This window comes from Sphingobium sp. C100 (assembly GCF_000508185.1).
Taxonomy (GTDB): domain Bacteria; phylum Pseudomonadota; class Alphaproteobacteria; order Sphingomonadales; family Sphingomonadaceae; genus Sphingobium.
Genome location: NZ_AYOY01000035.1, coordinates 1 through 20,642 on the forward strand (window position 1 = coordinate 1; position 20,642 = coordinate 20,642).

At 63.3% G+C, this 20,642-nt stretch carries 19 protein-coding genes; 11 read left to right on the forward strand and 8 right to left on the reverse strand.

The window, feature by feature from the left end; all coding sequences use genetic code 11:
- The 7 genes from C100_RS28715 to C100_RS28745 all read left to right on the forward strand — a co-directional run.
- The coding region (locus tag C100_RS28715; RefSeq protein ID WP_024018477.1) for a bifunctional enoyl-CoA hydratase/phosphate acetyltransferase at positions 1–843 on the forward strand (843 nt) is incomplete at its 5' end.
- A complete protein-coding gene (locus C100_RS28720; protein WP_031308703.1) occupies positions 840–2,036 on the forward strand; it encodes an acetate/propionate family kinase in 1,197 nt (398 codons plus the stop codon). The genes C100_RS28715 and C100_RS28720, both read left to right, overlap by 4 nt.
- 447 nt (positions 2,037–2,483) lie before the next feature.
- A complete protein-coding gene (locus C100_RS28725) occupies positions 2,484–3,962 on the forward strand; it encodes a multicopper oxidase family protein (RefSeq protein ID WP_031308704.1) in 1,479 nt (492 codons plus the stop codon).
- 467 nt (positions 3,963–4,429) lie between these two features.
- A complete protein-coding gene (locus tag C100_RS28730) occupies positions 4,430–5,962 on the forward strand; it encodes a PAS domain S-box protein (protein WP_031308705.1) in 1,533 nt (510 codons plus the stop codon).
- Positions 5,952–6,578 carry a response regulator transcription factor gene (locus C100_RS28735; RefSeq protein WP_031308706.1) on the forward strand — a complete coding sequence of 209 codons (627 nt, stop codon included), beginning with the start codon at positions 5,952–5,954 and terminating at the stop codon, positions 6,576–6,578. Before C100_RS28730 ends, C100_RS28735 begins: the two co-directional genes overlap by 11 nt.
- Before the next feature lie 94 nt (positions 6,579–6,672).
- The gene (locus tag C100_RS28740) at positions 6,673–7,092 is read left to right on the forward strand and encodes a response regulator transcription factor (protein WP_024018482.1); all 420 of its coding nucleotides are present in this window, start codon (positions 6,673–6,675) and stop codon (positions 7,090–7,092) included.
- 226 nt (positions 7,093–7,318) lie between these two features.
- Positions 7,319–8,482 (forward strand): MFS transporter, encoded by a 1,164-nt coding sequence (locus C100_RS28745; RefSeq protein ID WP_161633892.1) that lies wholly within the window; start codon positions 7,319–7,321, stop codon positions 8,480–8,482.
- A 52-nt stretch (positions 8,483–8,534) separates the two neighbouring features.
- On the opposite strand, the gene C100_RS0124005 is transcribed toward C100_RS28745, so the two are convergent.
- The 7 genes from C100_RS0124005 to C100_RS47410 form a co-directional block, all read right to left on the reverse strand.
- Positions 8,535–8,960: a DUF6691 family protein gene (locus C100_RS0124005; RefSeq protein WP_031308708.1), complete on the reverse strand. Its 426-nt coding sequence runs from the start codon at positions 8,958–8,960 to the stop codon at positions 8,535–8,537.
- The gene (locus tag C100_RS28750) at positions 8,957–9,394 is read right to left on the reverse strand and encodes a YeeE/YedE family protein (RefSeq protein ID WP_024018485.1); all 438 of its coding nucleotides are present in this window, start codon (positions 9,392–9,394) and stop codon (positions 8,957–8,959) included. The genes C100_RS0124005 and C100_RS28750 overlap by 4 nt, the downstream gene beginning before the upstream one ends.
- A gap of 35 nt (positions 9,395–9,429) precedes the next feature.
- Complete coding sequence (locus C100_RS48140) at positions 9,430–9,924, reverse strand: hypothetical protein (protein ID WP_130752805.1); 495 nt, start codon at positions 9,922–9,924, stop codon at positions 9,430–9,432.
- Positions 9,925–10,236: 312 nt separating this feature from the next.
- Positions 10,237–10,686: a four-helix bundle copper-binding protein gene (locus tag C100_RS28760; protein WP_024018487.1), complete on the reverse strand. Its 450-nt coding sequence runs from the start codon at positions 10,684–10,686 to the stop codon at positions 10,237–10,239.
- Positions 10,687–10,734: 48 nt separating this feature from the next.
- The gene (locus C100_RS28765) at positions 10,735–11,625 is read right to left on the reverse strand and encodes a copper resistance protein B (protein ID WP_370569401.1); all 891 of its coding nucleotides are present in this window, start codon (positions 11,623–11,625) and stop codon (positions 10,735–10,737) included.
- Positions 11,626–11,669: 44 nt separating this feature from the next.
- Complete coding sequence (locus tag C100_RS28770) at positions 11,670–13,388, reverse strand: copper resistance system multicopper oxidase (RefSeq protein WP_031308709.1); 1,719 nt, start codon at positions 13,386–13,388, stop codon at positions 11,670–11,672.
- 225 nt (positions 13,389–13,613) lie between these two features.
- Entirely contained in the window at positions 13,614–13,976 is a 363-nt protein-coding gene (locus C100_RS47410) for a hypothetical protein (protein WP_024018490.1), read from the reverse strand.
- Positions 13,977–14,360: 384 nt separating this feature from the next.
- Here C100_RS47410 and C100_RS28780 point away from each other — a divergent pair, with 384 nt between their 5' ends.
- The 4 genes from C100_RS28780 (at position 14,361) to C100_RS28795 (ending at position 19,726) form a co-directional block, all read left to right on the forward strand.
- Positions 14,361–15,413, forward strand: a complete 1,053-nt coding sequence (locus C100_RS28780) for a retropepsin-like aspartic protease (RefSeq protein ID WP_082679250.1) — start codon at positions 14,361–14,363, stop codon at positions 15,411–15,413.
- A 226-nt stretch (positions 15,414–15,639) separates the two neighbouring features.
- Complete coding sequence (locus C100_RS28785) at positions 15,640–17,160, forward strand: aldehyde dehydrogenase family protein (protein WP_024018492.1); 1,521 nt, start codon at positions 15,640–15,642, stop codon at positions 17,158–17,160.
- Positions 17,161–17,217: 57 nt separating this feature from the next.
- Positions 17,218–18,255: an alcohol dehydrogenase AdhP gene (adhP, locus tag C100_RS28790; protein WP_024018493.1), complete on the forward strand. Its 1,038-nt coding sequence runs from the start codon at positions 17,218–17,220 to the stop codon at positions 18,253–18,255.
- Between the two features lie 181 nt (positions 18,256–18,436).
- Entirely contained in the window at positions 18,437–19,726 is a 1,290-nt protein-coding gene (locus tag C100_RS28795; protein WP_024018494.1) for a glycoside hydrolase family 130 protein, read from the forward strand.
- 100 nt (positions 19,727–19,826) lie between these two features.
- Here the strand turns inward: C100_RS28795 and C100_RS28800 are convergent, their stop codons facing one another.
- Positions 19,827–20,594: an HAD-IIB family hydrolase gene (locus C100_RS28800; RefSeq protein ID WP_024018495.1), complete on the reverse strand. Its 768-nt coding sequence runs from the start codon at positions 20,592–20,594 to the stop codon at positions 19,827–19,829.
- Positions 20,595–20,642 lie beyond the last annotated feature (48 nt).

Below are 20,642 nucleotides of genomic sequence, written 5' to 3' on the forward strand. Positions count from 1 at the left end.
GCGGCAGCCGCTGCCGAAGCCGGCCTGATCGTGCCGATCCTGATCGGCCCCGAGGCTCGCATCCGTGTGGCTGCCAAGGACGCCGGCAAGGATATCGGTGCCCTCCGCCTGATCGACGTGCCCCACAGCCATGCCGCCGCGGCGCGTGCGGTCGAACTGGTCCGCTCGGGCGAAGCACTGCTGCTGATGAAGGGATCGCTGCACACCGACGAACTTATGGGTGCTGTCGTTCCGGCTGCGACGGGCCTGCGAACCGAGCGCCGCATCAGTCATGCCTATCTGCTGGACGTCCCCGGGCATCCGGCGCCGCTCATCATCACCGACGCGGCGATCAACATCGATCCGAGCCTGGAAGACAAGGCCGATATCATCCGCAATGCGATCGACCTCGCGCATGTCATCGGCATCGCCTGTCCGAAGGTCGCGATCTTGTCTGCCGTGGAGACGGTCAATCCGGCGATCCGCTCGACGCTCGATGCGGCCGCCTTGTGCAAGATGGCCGATCGCGGACAGATCGTCGGCGGCGTCCTTGACGGTCCGCTCGCCTTCGACAACGCGATCAGCGAGAAGGCGGCAAAGGACAAGGGCATCGTCTCCCCCGTTGCAGGGCGCGCCGAAGTCCTCGTCGTTCCCAATCTGGAAGCCGGCAATATGCTTGCCAAGCAGCTGACCTTTCTCGGCGGCGCGGACGCGGCCGGCGTGGTGCTGGGCGCGCGGGTACCCATCATTCTCACCAGCCGGGCGGATTCGCTCCGCACCAGCGTAGCGTCATGCGCAATCGCGCTGTTGCTGGCGCGGGCCGCCCCCAGAGCCACGCCCGGCCCGATCGCGAAGCCGGCATGAAGGCGATCGTCAGTCTCAATGCCGGCTCGTCGAGCATCAAGTTCGCGCTCTATCGCTTGTCGGGCGGACAGCTCGACTTCGATGCGGGCGGCAAGATCGAGGGTATCGGCACTAGCCCCCGGCTCGTCGCGCGCGACGCGGGCAGCGAGACCATCGTGGAAAAGACGTGGCCGGGCGGGGACGCACTCTCGCACGAGAATCTGCTCGAGGACCTCTTTGCCTGGGCGGCAACCCAATTGGGAGACCGCAAGGTCGCCGCGATCGGCCATCGTATCGTCCATGGCGGCGTGCGCTTCGCCGCGCCGCAGATCATCGATGATACTTTGCTGGATGCGCTCGATGCCTTGATCCCATTGGCGCCGCTCCATCAGCCGCATAACCTCGCCGCGGTCCGGGCCTTGCGCCTGCTGGCGCCTTTGCTGCCGCAGATCGCCTGCTTCGATACCGCGTTTCACCATGGCATGCCGCCGTTGGCGACGCGCCTGCCGATTCCGCGCGCTTTTCACGGCCAGGGCGTGCGCCGGTATGGCTTTCACGGTTTGTCCTATGAATACATTGCGGGCCGCCTTCGCGAGATCGACCCTGCTCTGGCCGCAGGCCGCGTCATCGCCGCGCACCTAGGCAACGGTGCGAGCATGTGCGCAATGCGTGCCGGGGCGAGCGTCGATACGACGATGGGCTTCACGGCGCTTGACGGATTGATGATGGGCACGCGCTCGGGCGCGATCGACCCCGGCGTGGTGCTTCATCTTCAGACTCAGGTCGGTATGGCCGCACAGGCGGTGGAGACGTTGCTCTATGAGCAGTCGGGCTTACTCGGTGTGTCCGGGATTTCAGGCGATATGCGTACGTTGCATGCAAGCGACGCGCCGGAAGCGAAGGAGGCGGTCGCCCTTTTCGTCCAGCAAGCTGGCCGTCAGGCCGCCGCTCTCATTCCCGCGCTCGGCGGTCTCGACGGTCTCGTCTTCACCGCCGGCATTGGCGAGAATGATTCAGAGATTAGGGCTGCGATTTGCGAGCGCTTAGCTTGGACTGGCGTCATTCTTGATCTCGACGCAAATGCATCGAATGCGCCTGTCATCAGCGCGCCAGATAGCAGAGTGATCGTGCGGATCGTTCCCACTGATGAGGAGCGCGTGATCGCCGATCATACGGTCGCTCTTATCAATCGCCATGGAAGGGGGCGGCGGTGAGGCCGCGTGTTGATCCTTCGGTCACGCACCGGCGGAGCAGTGTATCACCGCGGGTGATCCGGCACTATGAGAAGATCGCCCTGATGCGAACCAGGCTTCGCAGCGATAACGGGTTATCGCGACTGTTCGTTTCCCGCCCACCAGTTGCCATTTTATCGCGCGATCGCTCGCGATCTCGGTTTTCCTATCGTGGAGATCGCGGATCTCGTCTCCCTCTCCCTTTGGAGCGATTTCGAGCGCTCCAGGCCGAGGTCATGTCGCTTGCCCATCACGCGCGCCGAACAGCTGTCAGGCTCGCAAGCTCCAGACGACGCGCGTGCCGCTGCTCGATCTCGCGGATCGATGCGGTGGTGACGACCGGTCGGGATGCCCGATCCTCGATCAGCTGGTGGCTCGCTGAATTCGCATTTAGCAAAGCAGGCGCTCCGCGCCAACCAGGAGGCGGTCATGATGTTACTGAACCGGCGGACGTTGCTGGCGAGCGGGGGTCTGCTCCTGGCGGCGGCGTGTACGCGAAAATTCGGTTCGCCCGAGCGTGCCGGGACGCTTCCGATCCCGCGCCTGGTCGACGCGCGCCAACACGGCCAGCTGATCAACCTGAGAGCACAGGAAGGCGAGACCACGTTCTTCCCTGGCCGGCGAAGCGCCACGCTCGGGTACAATGGTAGCTATCTCGGCCCGACGCTGCGGGTTCACCGCGGCGACGATGTGACGATGACCGTCGGCAACAGCCTGTCGGCTGACACAACGGTTCACTGGCACGGGCTGCTCGTGCCGGGCGAACTGGACGGTAGCCCGCACCAGCTGATCGCTCCCGGTGCGACCTGGCGTCCTACGCTGCCGATCCGCCAGCCGGCGGCGACCCTCTTCTATCACTCGCATGCGCATGGGTTGACGGGTGAGCAAGTCTATTCGGGGCTCGCGGGCATGCTGGTTGTGACGGATGAGGAAGAGCAGGGCCTTGGACTGCCGTCGGACTATGGCGTTGATGATCTGCCCGTCCTGATTCAGGACCGGCAATTCGAGGATGGCCGGCTGGTCATGCCGACCGGCATGATGGTTGCTTCGCAGGGCCGCCGTGGCAACACGATTCTGGTCAATGGCGCACCCACGCCTCGGGCCGATGTTCCGGACCGCCTGGTGCGGTTGCGGCTCGTGAACGGTTCGAACGCCCGCATCTATGAGCTTTCGTTCAGCGATGACCGGACGTTTCATTGGATCGGCACCGAGGGCGGTCTCCTGGCGAGGTCCGTCGAACTGCAGGCCCTCACCCTGGCACCCGGCCAGCGTGCCGAGATATTGGTAAGCTTCGCCGATGGCAAGCCGGTCGCTCTGGTCACCGCTCAAGATGCGAGCGCGTCGATGATGGGGATGATGGGAGGTATGGGAATGATGGGCGACCATCACGACGATGAAGACGACGCTTCAACGACGGAGACGGTGCTGACCTTCTCACCGCGCCCGGGCTTGGGCGGGCGGGCCGCAGCCGCTGTACCACTGCTCCTGGCGGCACGCACCGTACCAGATCCTGAAGCGGCCGTAAGGCGCCGGCGCTTCGTGCTCAATATGTCGATGGGCGGTATGATGGACAGCGATGACGGCGCATACGCGATCAACGACAGGCCGTTCGACATTGATCGCATCGACGAGGAAGTCGGTCTCGGGGACGTCGAGATATGGAAAGTCTCCGGGAAGAAGATGGCGCATCCCTTCCATATCCACGGCGTGCATTTCGACGTGCTACGCCGCGATGGCGACGACCCGGACCTTCTCGATCAGGGGCCTCGCGATACGATCGTCGTGAAGGAGGCGGTAGAATTGTTGGTCCGGTTCGACCAGCCGGCCACCAAAGCACCTTTTATGTATCACTGCCATATCCTGGAACATGAGGATGAAGGCATGATGGGGCAATTCACGGTCGGTTGATTCAATCCGGGTGCGTCGCCCAAAGCCTGCCAGGAGCGGGTGCATCTCACGGACGCGGCCAACGCCGGTGGCCCCTGTCGCTCGGACGGCAACGCCTGGCCGTGCCACTCTCGTCCAGCGACATCTTCGTGACAGCATGAACTCTCCAGGCGCTGCCGTTTTAGGCTCGTCAATATCGCTTGACCCAGGACTATGGTCCAAGGTCCACAATGATGATCTTGGCGCAGCCCGATAGCTCGGACGCCGTGACCGGGGAAACGGAGCGTGAGGGGTAACCGCTGCTCCTGCGTATAGAGTTATGGGGAGCCACGCTTGATGTCTCGTTTCGAAAGCCAACGCCGATTTTCGCTCGCCGGGTGCATGGTGGGAACGATGGCAGAAACCCTGCCTCCGACGGCTGTCGGCGCCTGTCCGCAAATCCATTCTAACCTTGTTTGACTGTGGATGACGGGGAGATGGATGGGGGCATGATTGAGAGCCAAAAGGCGAATGGCCTCGATCCCGATTCGGGCACGATCATTCAGGTAGTGAAGAGCGCGCCAAATTACGCCGTCTATGCGCTTGACCCTAAGGGCCTCGTGACAGTTTGGACCGCCGGCTGTGAAGAAATTACGGGATGGGCCAGCTCCGATGCGATCGGGAAACACCATTCGTTCCTGTATTGCGCGGAAGATATCGCGGCGGGCGTTGCGGATAGGCACCTCGCGCAGGTGGAGCAGCTTGGCCGGGTCGAGCAAGAGTCTTGGCGCGTTCGGAAAAACGGGCCGGAGTTCCTCGCCCATCTGACGACGACGGCGCTCCACGATGAGGCCGGCCAGCTGAGCGGCTATGGCAAGATCCTGCGCGACACGACCGATGAAGCCGCGACCAAGGAAGCGATCGTTGCCCGCGAGCAGCATCTCCAGTCGATCCTGGATACAGTTCCCGATGCCATGGTCATCATCGATGAGCGCGGGCTGATAACGTCCTTCAGCGCCGCGGCCGAGCGCTTGTTCGGATATTCGGAAGCAGAGGTGCTCGGCGCCAATGTGAGCAGCCTCATGCCGTCCCCGGACCGTGAACGGCATGATTCCTATATCGGCCGATATCTGTCGACGAGCGAACGGCGGATCATCGGTATTGGCAGGATCGTCGTTGGCCAACGGCGGGACGGTACCACCTTTCCGATGGAACTCTCGATCGGAGAGGCCGGTCACCGTGGCCACCGCGTCTTCACGGGCTTCATTCACGACCTGACAGAAAGCGACCGCAACGAACTGCAGCTCAAGGAGCTGCAAGCCGAATTGATTCACGTCTCGCGCCTCAGCGCGATGGGCACGATGGCGTCGACGCTGGCCCATGAGTTGAACCAGCCGCTTACCGCGATCGCCAATTATCTGGAAACGACGCGCGACCTGCTTGTCGATCCCGATGCCGAGACCGTCGCGATCGTGCGCGACGCGCTCGACGAGGCAGCTAAGGAGTCCCACCGCGCGGGGCATATCGTCCGAAGACTTCGTGATTTCGTGGCGCGAGGGGAGACCGAGAAGCGGATCGAGGATTTGCCGCGGCTGATTGAGGAAGCCGCTGCTCTCGGCCTTGTCGGCGCCCGTGAACGAGGCGTTCGCAGTTTTTTCGATTTTGATCCGGCGGCCTCGCCGGTGCTCGCCGATCGCATACAGGTTCAGCAGGTCCTCGTGAATCTGATCCGCAATGCGGTCGAGGCGATGGCGCAGGTCGCCATTCGCGACCTCACGATCACGACGCGGCGGCGGCCGAAGGCAATGGTTCAGGTGTCCGTGGCGGACACGGGCCCAGGCATATCCGAGCAGGTCGCGCCCCAACTTTTCGAAGCCTTTGTGAGCAGCAAGACCGACGGCATGGGCCTTGGCCTTTCGATCTGTCGAACGATCATCGAAGCCCATGGCGGCCGGATCTGGACCGACGGCGCGCCGAACGGAGGCGCTGCTTTTCATTTCACCTTGATGCAGGCCCGCCCGGAGGATGAGCATGACGCCTAAACGTATTGTCCATTTGGTCGATGACGAAGAATCCATCCGCAAGTCGGCCGGCTTCATGCTGAAGACATCGGGATTCGCCGTCCAGACCTATGCCTCCGGCATTGCGTTTCTGAAAGCCGTCAAGACCGCTGAGCCGGGATGCATTCTGCTTGACGTTCGCATGCCCGGCATGGACGGGCTCGAGGTCCAGGAGGTGCTTGCAGAGCGTGGTGTCACCATGCCGGTGATCGTTTTGACCGGGCATGGCGATGTCGGGATCGCGGTTCGCGTCATGAAGGCAGGGGCGGTCGATTTCCTGGAGAAGCCGTTCGAGAAGACCGCGCTCCTGGCCTCGATCGGCGTGGCTTTCTCGAGGCTCGATAAGTCCGACGCGCGGTCGCTTCGAGAGGCGGAGGCGAGGGTGCGGGTCGCCGTGCTCACGCCTCGCGAACGAGAGGTTCTCATCGGCCTCGCCAACGGCTTTCCCAACAAGACCATCGCCTATGATCTCGACATATCGACTCGAACGGTGGAAGTTCATCGGGCGAACCTCATGACCAAGCTCGAAGTGCATAGCCTGTCGGACGCGCTGAGGATCGCGTTTTCGGCCGGATTGGGCGATGCGCCGGAATCGTGAGCTTGGGATCACTACGTAGCGACGGCCTCCTGTTCATTTGCGATGCATGCCCAGGATCCGAGGGTGGATCAGCGAAGAGGCAGCATCGTCGGTCATGGGCGTTATCGATCACCAAACGAGCGAGAAAGCGGCCCTGATCCTGTTGTCTGACGACGATGTCTCGGTACGCAGGTCCCTTCATCTCTTGTTGCGGTCCCGCGGCTTTGGCGTCCTGTCCTATGCGAGTGGCACTGCCTTGCTGCTCGATCCGCAAACGCAATCGGGCGATTGCCTCGTGGTCGATTATCTTATGCCGGACATCGACGGCATTTCGATCCTGAGGAAGCTTCGGTCGGCGGGCTGGTGTGGGCCGGCGATCCTGATCACGGCGCATTACGCCGATAAGCTCGCCGAAAGCGCGCAGGAAGCGGGCTTTGCCGCTGTGCTCGAGAAACCTCTGCGCGATGGTGTGCTGGTACAGACCATCGGCGAAGTAATCTCCGCCGGGCGGAAAGTTGGCAGCGATCACTGCTAGGGAAATGGAATATCGCGCCGTGATCGGAACCTCTGCGACATCCTCGCACCTTCCCGGGACCGGCGCTCGTCCCACAAGGCATTTTCTCCGCCGCCTTCTGATGGTGGATATGCGCGCGATTCCGCGTGCGATCTTCTTCGCGGGCGCGCCCGGCCCTGGTGACTGCAAGGGCGGGGCCAGCGCGATCCGGGTATTCATGGCCGGGTCGTAGCATATGGAGGCGAGCTTGCCCGCCACGGTCATCGAAGCGGCGCGCGATCGGGGCGAACTTGGCTTCGTCGTTCTTCTCTTCGCGGCCACGGCGGTTGCCCTGGGTAATAGCGTCGTCCTGCCATTCCTGCCAGAAATGGTGGGTCAAATGTCTCCGGACGCGAGTGCCCTCGCGAGAGGGCGCCTTGTCGTCGCCCTGGTCACGGTTTCCCAGATCGCAGGGTGTCTCTCGGCGCCGTTATGGGGCTGGATTTCCGACCGGTGGAAACGGTGGCCGATCCTGGTCGTGGGGCTGTTGGGTTTCAGCCTGACAATGGCGTTGTATTCCGCGGTCGGATTCGAGCGACTCTATGTTTTGCGGTTGCTCAATGGCGTGTTTGCGGCGGCCGTCGTGCCGACGGCATTTGCGATGGTCGCCGATCGTTCACCAGATCTGGTTCGGCGAGCGCGTCAGTTCACCTGGCTGAACGCCCTGGTCTTCGCGGGCGACCTGACCGGCCCGCTCCTTGGAGAAATTTCGGTGGCGCTCGGAGCAACGTCGCCATTCCTGGCGCCAGCTGCATTGAGCGCGATCGCCATGCCCGGTCTTCTTCTGGTTTCACGGGAAAGTGCCACTGGTCCGGTCGGCAGCGTTCCACGCCCGAAAGCGCGTGAGGCGCTTGTCCCGCTGCTCCTGATCTCGGCCATTGCGTCCGGGTGCCTCACCGTTCTGCATCTGACGTTGTCGCTTGGATCGGGCGCGCGGGATCTGTTCCGCGAGAACGTCTCGATGCTGTTCGCTCTGTGCGGTGCAGCGATGCTGGTGGCGCAGCTCGTCCCGTTCACAGGGCGCAGAGTCACGGTCGGCGCGGCCTGGCTGTTGCGGCCAATGCTCGCCGGGCTGGCCGCCGCATTGATCATTGCCGTCTTCGCCCGGACCTTGTGGGTGCTCGTGCCTGTATTTCTGCTCGCCGGCTGGAGCACCGCGACGCTGAAGCTGCTCACCAATTATCTGACGTCGAAAGCGTCTCCGGGCACGCAGGGTTCGGGCCTTGCGCTCCAGTACGCGGCGGTGAGCGCCAGTCAGGCTGCGGCGTCGATCGTCACTGGATGGGCAAGCGCGTCGGAGCATTTGATGCTGTGGCTTGCCGCTGCCGCCGCGTTGGCGGTCACGGCGATGACGTTACGGTTGAAAGATTGAGGCGCCTCTCGTTCGCTCCGTCGTCAAAGTACATCAAAGGGCCGGCTCCGATTCAGATCTTCGGGCGATCGATGAAGCGGTGCACCGCGAACCCTGCCAGCATCGCGATCACGAAGGGCGCGGCAAGCGTCGGGCGGATGGCAAGGTCCGCAATCGCCGGACCGGGGCAGAGGCCGGCAATTCCCCAGCCGATCCCGAAGATTGCACTACCGCCGATCAGGCGCGCGGTGATCTCGCGGGCATCCGGCAGCGAGAAGCGGCTGTCGGCAAGTGGCGTCTCCATCCGCCGCCGGATCACCCAGGCCAAGGCCATCGGGGCGATGGCGCCTCCCATCACGAAAGCAAGCGTAGGGTCCCAGCGGCCTCCGAACAGATCGAGGAAGGCACGCACGCGGGTCGGATCTGACATGCCGGAACAGGCGAGTCCTGCGCCAAACAGGAGCCCGGCAATGAGTGCGATAGGGATGCGGACCCTCACCACGAAACGCCTAGCACGCGCATCACCGCGACGGTCGCGAAGCCAAAGCTCACGAAGCTCAAAGTTGCTACGATCGATCGCGCTGACAGGCGGGAGAGGCCACACACGCCGTGGCCGCTGGTACAGCCGCTGCCCATCCGGGTACCGAAGCCGACCAGCAGCCCGCCGATCAGGACCACCGCCGGCGAGGATGGAAAACGGGCAATTACCGGACCTGAGATCAGGTTCACGATCCCCGCTCCGAACGGCAGGCCGACAATGAAAGCCGCAGCGATGCTCCAGGGCGGGCCAGTCTGTGAGAGGGCGAAGGCACGCGCGGCGAGGCCGCTCACGCCCGCTATCCGGCCGAGGCCGAGCAACATGATCGCGCACGCCAATCCGATCAATATTCCGCCCGTCAAGGCAGCGAGCGGCGTGGCGTTGGTCCAGTCCATCAGAGCATATCCAGCGGCAACCTCAATGGCGCCATTCAGGCTGTGGCGTCCATCGCCATCGCTTGAGCCTGGCGGTCGGCAGGGTTGATGCGTTGGTGTGCCGCCGTCGCAGCACTGGCCGTCGCGACAGTTACGTTCGCGTTGAAAAGCTGAGGGGCTTCAGGAACGCTCTGTCGGCCAAGGGCGGTCAGGTCGTGATGGACCAGTACGCTGGCCGGCTTGTACCGAATGGCTGGGACCGCCTCATTTTCTCCACGTTCACCCGCTGCGGCGGCTGCGGATGTTGCGCGACGGCTCTGGGCCATTTCCGGGTCTTGCCCTTCGCAAAGGCAGGCGCGTTCAGCACAAGGCTGGCTTCCCCGGTCGCCTCGCTCACGAAGTTGGTCCCGCCGTATTCCCACCAGCAAATGCTGATAATTCTCGACGAAGCGTCGGTGGATCAAGCGCGCCTCGGGGCAATTCGCCGCCGCTGCCTGTGACCGGTGGGCGCGCACGCGCCGTAGCAAGTAAGGAATATCGCACTCGTTCATGACCGCCTCCATGCATTGAAAGTCGCAATTGGGTCGCGCCGGGTCTCTACGGAAATATACGAATGCTTCTCGTGCTTATGCCGGCTCGGATGCGGCGCCCTATGAGTGCGGGACGGATATGCCAGATGCTGTTGCGCCAGAACGCAAAGCGCCGGGAAGTTGTTGCTGGCTCAGACGGGTGGCCTGGGGCCGGCAAACATGCGGTCCGCAGCGGAAATCTGGCACGATCGTGCCCGCGGCTGATTGGCCGGTCGCGTGGCTTGCGGAATGAACGTCGGGTGCGGATCCGGAGGCAAGCGGTGACCGGCCAGATCACATTCCCATACTGGCCATTTCCTTGCAGCTCGCCGCGCAATCCCTGCAGGTCTGGGCGCAGGCCTGCATGCGGGCGTCGCCGGAGATCTTCGCGCAATCGCGCGCGCAGGCTTCGCACATCCGGGCACAGGCGTCGCACAACAGGGCATGCTGCGGCGATCGGCGCAGCATGGAATTGGCGGTTGTCTGGCAGAGCTCCGCGCAGTCCAGAAGCAAAGCGATGTGCGTCGCCTCGATATGAGCCGGTGCGCCTTGCTCGGTGCAGTATCGCGCGGTTTCCAGGCACATGCGGTGCGATGCGATACAGCTGTCGACGCACTCGTCGAGCGTCATCATGCCGTCACCACGCTTCCTTGGCGCCGCGATGGCCGGGCCTGCCGCGGCGACAGCCCCGGTAAGCGCCGCGAAGGTGAGTCCCGAACCGATGACGGCGCGACGATCAAGCATGATTTGGTCCTTTCCAAAAAGTTTAGCCGCTGCGGTTCAGCGCGCGTCTCACCACCAGATCCGTAAGCCAGCCACAAACCGGTGTTCGGTGGGATTTTCGCCAGCAAGGCGACGAAAATCCGCCGTCTCACCAAAGGAGCGCTCCCATACAAAGCCGACATAGGGAGCGACTTTTCGGTGAATCTCGTAGCGCATCCGCAAGCCGAGCTCGAGGTTGCTCAGGCCTCCGCCGAGCCCGCGCTCGGGAGCCGCCTTGCTGTAGGCGTTCGATTCCAGCTGCGGTACGAGGATGAGGCGGTTGGTGAGCAGCACGTCATAGGATGCCTTCAGACGTGCCGCGAGACGGCCATCGTCTCCAACGTAGCCGGTCAGCTGGACATCGAACCAATAGGGGGCCAGGCCCTCGATCCCCCCGGCGATCCAGCGATGGGCTCCCGGGCCGATGTCCTGACGCACGCCAAGGATCGTTCCCCAAAACGGGCGCTGTCCGTGCCACCAGAACGCCTCGACCGAGGATTCCGGATCAAGCCGCTCACCGGATTGTTTCAGGCCCTGGCTCCGCAGCAAGAGTTTGTCGTTGTCCGGGCCATTGGTAATCTGACCCGACCAGCTGATGCCTTGGCCTTGCTTGTTCGTGAGGAACTCGAGCTCATCCACGAGCACCTTGGCCACCGAAATTTTGTCGGCCATCTCATAGCCGGGCAGCGTCGAATTCCTGTAGCCGTCGGAATAAGCGTCCGGGTCGCGCGCATCGGCGCCGGGCTTTCCGCCACTCATGTCCATGCCGGGCATGTTCATCGGGGGCGCGCTGCTGCCATCTTTTTGCTGGTCGCCCATCTGCATATCCGGCGGCATGGCCTGATCATTGGAGCTGGCGGCCTCGGCGTTGCCCGCGGGTTTCACCTGCTGGCTGAGCGCGGGTTCGGTGATGGTGGTCATCGCGAGCCCGGTGAGAGCCAGCAACCAAGTTGAGCGCGAGCTTGTCATGCCACGACCACCTCGCGGAACATGCCCGCCGCCATGTGGTAGAGAAGGTGGCAGTGAAAGGCCCACCGGCCCATCGCGTCGGCCGTCACGCGAAAGGCCACGCGCTGGGCCGGTTGCACCGAAATGGTGTGCTTGCGGACCTGGAACTGTCCGTCGGGCGATTCAAGATCGCTCCACATCCCGTGCAGGTGCATCGGGTGGGTCATCATCGTATCGTTGACGAGGATGATCCTGAGCCGTTCGTTCGGGGTGAAATGCAGGGGCTTCGAATCGTTGAGCTTCACGCCGTCGAATGCCCACACGAAGCGTTCCATGTTGCCGGTCAGATGGAGTTCGATCTCGCGCTGCGGTTCGCGGGGGTCTGCCGCCGGCCCTGCTGTCTTCAGATCCGCATAGGTCAGGGTCCGGCGCCCATTGCGCCGCAGCCCGACGCCGGGATCATCGAGATTGGTACGCGGAAAGTCGACGCGCATGTCGGTATTGGCACCATATTCGGTACGCGCATGGCGGGCTTTGGGTGTCGTCTCGACCATGCCATGGTCGTGACCGGCCGGTCCCATCCCCGCCATCCCGGCCATCCCACCCATCATGTCGATCGGATCGAGCCAGGAGCGCGGATCGACCGGGGGAATGTCCGCGCTCATGCCGTCACGCGGCGCGAGCACGCCGTGGACAAAGCCGGTGCGATCCATGGACTGGGCGAAGATCGCATAGGCCTTGTCGTCCGCGATGGTCGCGATGACGTCGTAGGTTTCACCGGGTCCGATCCGGAATTCATCCACGTCGACCGGCTCGACGGGTTGTCCGTCGGCGGCGACGACCGTGAGCATCAGGCCGGGAATCCGAACGTCGAAATAGGTGGCGGTTCCGGCGCCGATAAAGCGCAGGCGAACCCTTTCGCCCTTGCTCGCGATGCCCGTCCAGTGCCTGGCGGAGGGCGCGCCGTTCAGGAGATAGGTGTAGGTGGCGGCGGACACGTCGCTCAGATCGGTCGGATTCATGCGCGCCTTGTTCCACATCGCGCGCTTCGACAAAGCACCGCCCAGCCCGAGCTTGCCGGCATCGCGCGCAAAATCGCCGGCGGTCGGCTGCGCGAAATTATAATAGCTGCTCATCTTCTTCAGGTTCAGATAGACCTGAAGCGGAGCCTCGTCCGTCCAGTCGCTGAGCATGACCGTATAGTCGCGGTCGGCGGCGAGGGGCGTCTCGCTCTTCGATTCGATGATCATCGGGCCATAAAGGCCCGTCTGCTCCGCCAATGTATGAGCATGGTACCAGAAGGTGCCGCTCTGCTTCACGACAAAGCGGTAGGTAAAGGTTTCGCCCGGCGCTATTCCGCCAAAGCTGATCCCTGGCACGCCATCCATGTCCGTCGGCAGGATCAGGCCATGCCAATGGATGCTGGTCATTTCATCCAGACTGTTCTTGACCCTGATCGTTACAGCGTCGCCTTCGCGCAGCCTGATCAGCGGGCCCGGCACGCTCCCGTTGACGGCCGTGGCGACGCTCGCTTTTCCGGAATAGTTGACCGTGACCCGGCTGATGTCGAGATCGATCTCGGTGCCGCTCAGCACGTCCGGCGTCTTCACCGCCGGTGCCGCGAGCGCGTGCGCGGGCCAACCCAGCGTGGCAAGGGCTGTCGCGAGCAAAAGACCTTGCACGAAGCCTCGGCGACCGGTGGTCGTATCGGCAAGCGGGGGAAGTAGAGTCCGCATCAATTTGAACTTTCGGAACCAGACCTGAAGAGACGCCGCGGAGCCGATTGCCCCGCGGGGGCATGGTCGCAGAGACGGCCGACCGGGCAGGCGGGGTCAGGGGCGCATGAAACCCGGCCGAGGAAGTGAAAGGCGCGCAGGATCAGCGTCCGGTGGAGACATCCGTATCTGCCGGACCCTCGCATCTGTCTCGCCAACGCTGTCGGCCCTTCACTTCCGCGCTTCCTACATGTCGTCGCTCATCGGCGTGGCGGGCATGCTGGCGGCGGGCGGCGCCTGGTCCGGCTTCGCTTTGGGCGCCATCGGCATCTTGTCCTTGCACCCGGCCGCCCCGCCACATCCCATCTGCATGCCGCCCGACGCGTTCACGCCCATCTGATGGTCGTGCATCATCTCGTCATGCATCTGTCTCGCGCCATGCTTCATCCCTGCCTGATGGGCCTGATGCGCCTCGTGGTTCTGGTGCTTGACGACTTTTGCCGGCACCGGCGGGGCCTCATCCGCCCAAGCCTGCGTCGCCGAGAGCGCGACAAGCGCAGCGATGGCGGGGACGATCAGGCCAGCTTTGCTACGGAAAATATTCTGCATGACTTGGCTCCTCGAAGAATTGGACGTGGGGACCGCAAGATTTCGATCCGTTTGAAGATGCCAGCAGAAGTGCCGTTCGAGCCGTTCGGGAAATATACGTTTTGTTACGGATGCCTGCCGCCGGCGCAGCATGCGAACGATCATGCCGGGCAATGAGACCGCCTGTGCGGCGTCGATCGAACGGGGCGGTTTTCCAGAAGCAGGCAGGGCAGATTGGAAAACGACGCGGACGCTTATCACAGGATGCATCGCCGGACGCTTCTCGCCCGCGGCCTGTCCGCCGCGTCGCTCCTGGGCGCCTCGTCGGCTGGCTTCCCTCTGACGTCTCTCGCCCGCGCAGGCGATGGGTGGGGTTCCTTTGCCTGGACGTCAGCGGAGATCGCGATGGGCGATACGCTGATGGTCTCGGCAGAGGTGGCCGGCAGTCCCGTCCGCGCCATTCTAGACAGCGGAAGCGCCGCTTCGATCATCAATACGCGCCTGGTGGAGAGTCTGGATATCGCCCCATCCGGGAAACGGATCATTCGCGGCACCGGTGGCCGCGTCGAGGTCACCGAGATCAGCGACGTTGCCCTCACCGTCGCCGACGATCGCAGGCGCTTGCCGTTCGCCATCGTGAGCGACCTTGCGGCGATATCGTCCGCATTCGGGCGCCCGATCGATCTGGTCCTGGGGGAGGACATCTTGGCGGGGCGCTGTGTCGCCCTCGACTTCACGCAGGACCGGATCGGCTTCGCCCCGACGGGGAGTTTTGCCGGCGGGAGCGGCTGGCGTCGCCTTCCTCTGACGCACGGGACTCGCAGCGAACTGCTGGTCACAGCGTCGATCGGGGGCGGGAGCCCCGTGCAACTCATTTTCGATCTCGGGAGCGCAAATGCGCTCATGCTCTCTACCCCCTTTGTCGCTGCGCAGGACCTCCTCGCCGGCAAGGCCCGGTCGACCGCGGCGCTGGGAAGCCTCGATGGGGTCCAGATTGTGACCGCCTTTGTTCTGGACGACATTGTTATCGGCGAAGTGCACATTGCCGGGGTGCCGGTGGCGGGGCTGGATCATTGGCAATCCGACAGCGCGGTGGGGAGCATCGGATTGCCGCTCATCGCGCAATTCGATGTGATCATGGATATCACTGCGGAAAGCCTGTGGCTGCGTCCGGCGCCGCCAAAACACAGGCTCCCGATGCTGAAAGACCGTTCAGGCTTCGGCCTGGCGGTTTCGCCTTCCGCCCTGACCGTCGCCCATGTCGCGGTCCATAGTCCGGCCGAGAAGAGCGGCTGGTCGGTCGGCGATCGGATCGTCCGTATCGACGGGCGGCCAATCAATGCAAGCTACACGCGTGGGCAGCTTTGGCGCTGGCGCTTCCTTCCTGCCGGCACCCACTTCAGGCTCGTCGACGGATCCGGTATCGTGCGGCTGCTGACGCTCGCAGATTATTACTGACGTTGACGCCCGTGTCGGCGTTCGGTCGCGACGCACGGCTTCTTGTTGCCGATCGACACCGCATCCAACCGGCCCCGGATTGCTCTATCAGCCGCTACGTAACAATCCCAATACTTCGCAAAGTCATCATCTCGCACATCCGCAACGCAGCCCTCCTGCGAGGGAGAATATTGAGTCCGCGGTGCCGCACACCTGGGCGCCGGGCCATGTATAGCGGAGATGTTTCATGTTCCAGCAAGCGATCGACACCGTCCGGGCGAAGGGTCACGCACCGTCGCGTTATGGCAACTTCATCGGTGGACGATGGGTGGAGCCGATACGCGGCGAATATTTTACGGACCATAGTCCGATCAACGGCCGGCAGCTCGCCGAGATCGCGAAGTCTTCGCCAGAGGATGTGGAGGCAGCGCTGGATGCTGCCCACCGGGCGAAGGAGGGCTGGGCGCGCATGTGCCCCGCCGAGCGCGCAAGGATCCTCAATCGCGTGGCTGACCGGCTCGAGGACAATCTCGAGCTGCTCGCGCTGGCCGAGACCATGGACAACGGGAAGCCGATCCGGGAGACCCGCGCCGCCGATGTGCCGCTGGCCATCGATCACTTCCGCTATTTCGCCGGCTGCGTCCGCGCGGAGGAAGGGTCGATCTCGACAATCGACGAGAAGACGATCGCCTATCATTTCCGCGAGCCGCTGGGCGTCGTCGGACAGATCATTCCGTGGAATTTCCCGCTGCTGATGGCGGCCTGGAAGATTGCCCCGGCGCTCGCGGCCGGCAACTGCACGGTCATCAAGCCCGCCTCGCAGACGCCGCTTTCGCTGCTGCTGTTCGCCGAGCTGACCGCCGATATCCTGCCGCCGGGGGTGGTCAATATCGTGACCGGACCGGGTGGGTCGGTCGGACGCGCGATCGCGGCCAATCCGCGGATTGCGAAAGTGTCCTTCACCGGCGAAACGACGACCGGCCGGCAGATCATGGGCTATGCCGCCGAGCACCTGATCCCGCAGACGATGGAGCTGGGCGGAAAGTCCCCGAACATCTTCCTGGCGGACGTCATGAACGAGGACGACAATTTCCTCGACAAGGCGCTGGAAGGCTTCGCCCTGTTCGCGTTCAACAAGGGTGAGGTCTGCACCTGCCCCTCGCGCGCGCTGGTCCACGAATCGATCTTCGACCGGTTTGTCGAAAGGGCGGTCGCGCGCGTCGCGGCGATCCGGGTCGGCGACCCGCTCGATCCGCTCACGCAGATGGGCGCGCAGGCGTCGGAGGACCAGCTCCACAAGATCCTGGGCTATATCGACATCGGCAAGCAGGAAGGCGCCGAGTGCCTGACGGGGGGGCAGCGCGCCCGTCCGGGAGGCGAGCTCGACGACGGCTTCTTCGTCGAGCCCACCGTGTTTGTCGGCAACAACAAGATGCGGATCTTCCAGGAGGAGATTTTCGGGCCGGTCCTGTCGGTGACCCCGTTCAAGACGATCGAGGACGCGATCTCGATCGCCAACGACACCATCTACGGATTGGGCGCCGGTGTGTGGACCCGTAACGGCAATCATGCCTATCGGCTGGGCCGCGCGATCGAGGCCGGTCGGGTGTGGACCAACTGCTATCATGCCTATCCCGCGCACGCGGCGTTCGGAGGATATAAGGCCTCCGGGTTCGGGCGTGAAAACCACAAGATGATGCTCGACCACTATCAGCAGACCAAGAATCTGCTGGTCAGCTACGACGAGACGGCCCTCGGCCTCTTTTGACCCGGCTCACCCAGGCCGCGGCCAATCCGCGCGGCCGCCTCTGCAAGGAACACCACGATGAACAAGACCATGAAAGCTGCGGTCGTACGCGAATTTGGCCAACCGCTGGTGATCGAGGAAGTGCCGGTCACGATGCCTGGCCCGGGCCAGATCCTGGTGAAGATCGCGGCGACCGGCGTTTGTCATACAGACCTTCACGCGGCCGAGGGGGACTGGCCGGTCAAGCCCAATCCACCGTTCATTCCCGGCCATGAGGGTGTCGGTCATGTGGTCGCGGTGGGTAGCGGCGTGACCTATGTGAAGGAGGGCGACCGTGTCGGCGTCCCCTGGCTCTACACCGCCTGCGGGCACTGTGTTCATTGCCTCGGCGGATGGGAAACGCTCTGCGAGGCCCAGCAGAATACCGGCTATTCGGTGAATGGCAGTTTTGCCGAATATGTTCTCGCCGATCCCAACTATGTCGGTCACCTGCCGGCCAATATCGGGTTCATCGACATCGCCCCGATCCTGTGCGCCGGCGTGACGGTCTACAAGGGGCTGAAGGTCACGGACACACGGCCCGGCAATTGGGTGGCGATCTCGGGCATCGGCGGTCTCGGGCATATGGCCGTGCAATATGCCAAGGCGATGGGGCTCAATGTCGTGGCCGTCGATATCGACGACGCCAAGCTCGCGCTCGCGGAGCGACTGGGCGCAGATCTCTCCGTCAACGCGCGCAACGTCGACCCCGCGGCATTCATCAAGAAGGAGATCGGGGGCGCCCATGGCGCACTTGTCACCGCCGTGTCGCCGATCGCATTCAAGCAGGCACTCGGCATGGTCAGGCGGGGCGGCACGGTGGCGTTGAACGGGCTTCCGCCAGGCGACTTTCCGCTGTCGATCTTCGACACGGTCCTCAACGGGATCACCGTTCGCGGCTCCATTGTCGGCACTCGCCTCGATCTGCAGGAAGCCCTTGATTTTGCCGCCGAGGGCAAGGTTCACGCGACCGTCACGACGGACACGCTGGAGAATATCAACGACATCTTCGCGCGCATGCATCATGGCGAAATCGAAGGCCGGATCGTGATCGACTTCGAGGGCGGCGCCCAGTGACGGCGCGCTCGCTCAAAGCCTGCGCGGAACAACCGCTCTCGCATCGAGTTAGCCTCGGCTCTCGACGTCGGCGGGTCACGTGCCGCGACCCCGGGGCGAGTTTTCTCGTACCGTGGGACCGGCACAAAGCGGTCATAGATCTCCTTGGTCGCGGCAGCGCCCTGGGTGGAGACCGGCCGGCATGACCGAACGCGCCAAGCTCACCTTTTACGACCGCGTGCTTCGACCCGATCCATCACGCACTGTCGTCCGGCCATTTGAGCCGAGTTACCCCAGAGGCTTCGACGACGGTCCATCCCGCACGCAGGAGACAGTCGACCTGATCATGGGTCTCGACGAGGCTGAGTTGGCCCGCCAGTTGAAAGGCGTGACGCTGTCGCTGGACGAGAACCATCGTGATGTTGATGCCATGCTGCTTCGCCAATTCGACGATATCGCCGGTCGGATTAAAGGCGCTGATCGGACGAACGCTGCGCAACGACGATTGATCGGTGCCTATTGCAGCGAGGAATTTGCATATGAGGCGGCCGCCTTGTTCAATCCAAGCGCGGTACTCCATCCCGACCAGTCGGGTCTTGCCGAAGGCACCATCCGTTTCGTGATCTCGTTGCGGGGAATTGGCGAGGGACATGTGTCGTCCGTGACGTTCCGCACTGGCACCTGGACGCCGGGAGGAGCGCTCGTCGTCGATGATGCCAGTCCGACATCGGTAGCGCCCCTTATCGATACCTGTCCGAGAGGTGAGGGCGTAGCGGCGCGCCTTTGCTGCGCTGGTGGCAGGTCGATTTCGGAGACCGTGCTGTTCCCGGTACTGCCAAGCCAAACGCAAGGCATCGAAGATACGCGCCTCGTCCGCTTCTGCGAAGATGACGGCAGCATGATCTATCATGGAACCTATACCGCGTTCGGCGGGGGCCAAGTGCGATCGGAATTGCTGACGACGTCCGATTTTCGGTCGTTCGACATGCGCGTTCTGAGCGGTCGCGCCTCGAGCGGAAAGGGTATGGCCCTCTTTCCGCGGCGCATCGCGGGCAAGTACGCAATGCTTGGGCGTCAGGACAGCAAGAACATCTGGCTACATTTTTCCGATGAGCTGCTGAACTGGGAAGGGGGCGAAAAGCTCATTACGCCAAAGTTCCCCTGGGAATTCGTGCAGGTGGGAAATTGCGGGTCGCCGATCGAGCTCGACGAAGGCTGGCTGGTGATGACCCACGGTGTCGGCACGGTGCGAAACTACTGCATCGGCGCGTGTCTGCTCGACAAGAACGACCCATCGAAGCTGCTGGCCCGCACGCCGCGCCCGGTGCTCTTCCCCAGTCCCCACGAGCGAGACGGTTACGTGCCCAACGTCGTCTACAGTTGCGGTGCGATTGTTCAGGGTCGGACGATGTTGCTCCCTTATGGCGTGGCGGACAGCTTTACTGCCTTCGCTACGGCATCGATCGACAATCTCCTCGATGTGATGGAGTAGGTCACTTTGGCTCACAGGGAATAGTCGGCCGCCGGGTGGAGAATTCTTGTTCCGGCCGGCGTGAGACGCGCCCGGGCGGCGGGTCATCTCGCACCTGTGGTTATTGCTCGGCCAGAGCGGGATCAGGCGCGAGGCAAGCGAGGATTGCCATGATCGCGGTTCGGGTCTCCGCCACGTCTCGCACGGGGATTACGTCGATTCCGGCTGCGCGAACGGGATCGTCATTGCCACCGGGATAGATCGCGTCCCCCATGAACAGCATGGCCGACTGCGGAATGCCGGATTCCTCGGAAAGACGGCGCATTCCGTAGGCCTTGTCGATACCTTGGCGAGTAATGTCGATGGAGGTTGATCCTCCCACGTTGACGGACAATTCCGGCAGTCGTGATCGAAGCGCCGCCTGCAGTGCCTTGCGCTTGGCGAAGTCGGGATCCCACGCTTTCTTTGCATCGAGCGGCGCCTCCTGTCCAAGTCCAGAGAAAGTAATCTGGCTTCCGCGGTCCTCGATCCGCTCGCCCCATATCTTCTCGTGCGCCAGGTCCATCTCGTCCAGAGCCTGTTCAAACGCGCGCAGAATGCGCTGGCGTTCGTCGGGGTCGAACACATCAGCATAGACTGGTTTCCAGCTGCTCTCGAAACGGTAGAGTTTGGTGCCCGTCGTCGGCATAATGAAGAGCTGCCGGAGGTTGGCACTGCTCGGCAGCAGCGACACGACTTGCGCTTCGAACTGCGGCCAGTCGCCACCGGAGATAACCGCGACGCCGACGAGATCGAGCAGCGCGGCAAGCAACTCGACCATATTCTGGTCGATCGGCTGCTTGCTTTCAGCCAGCGTGCCGTCGAGATCGAAGGCGAAAAGTCGCTTCATCGGTGGACTCCAATCAGGGTGCGGTCGCTCGGCAGGTAGGCGGCGCTA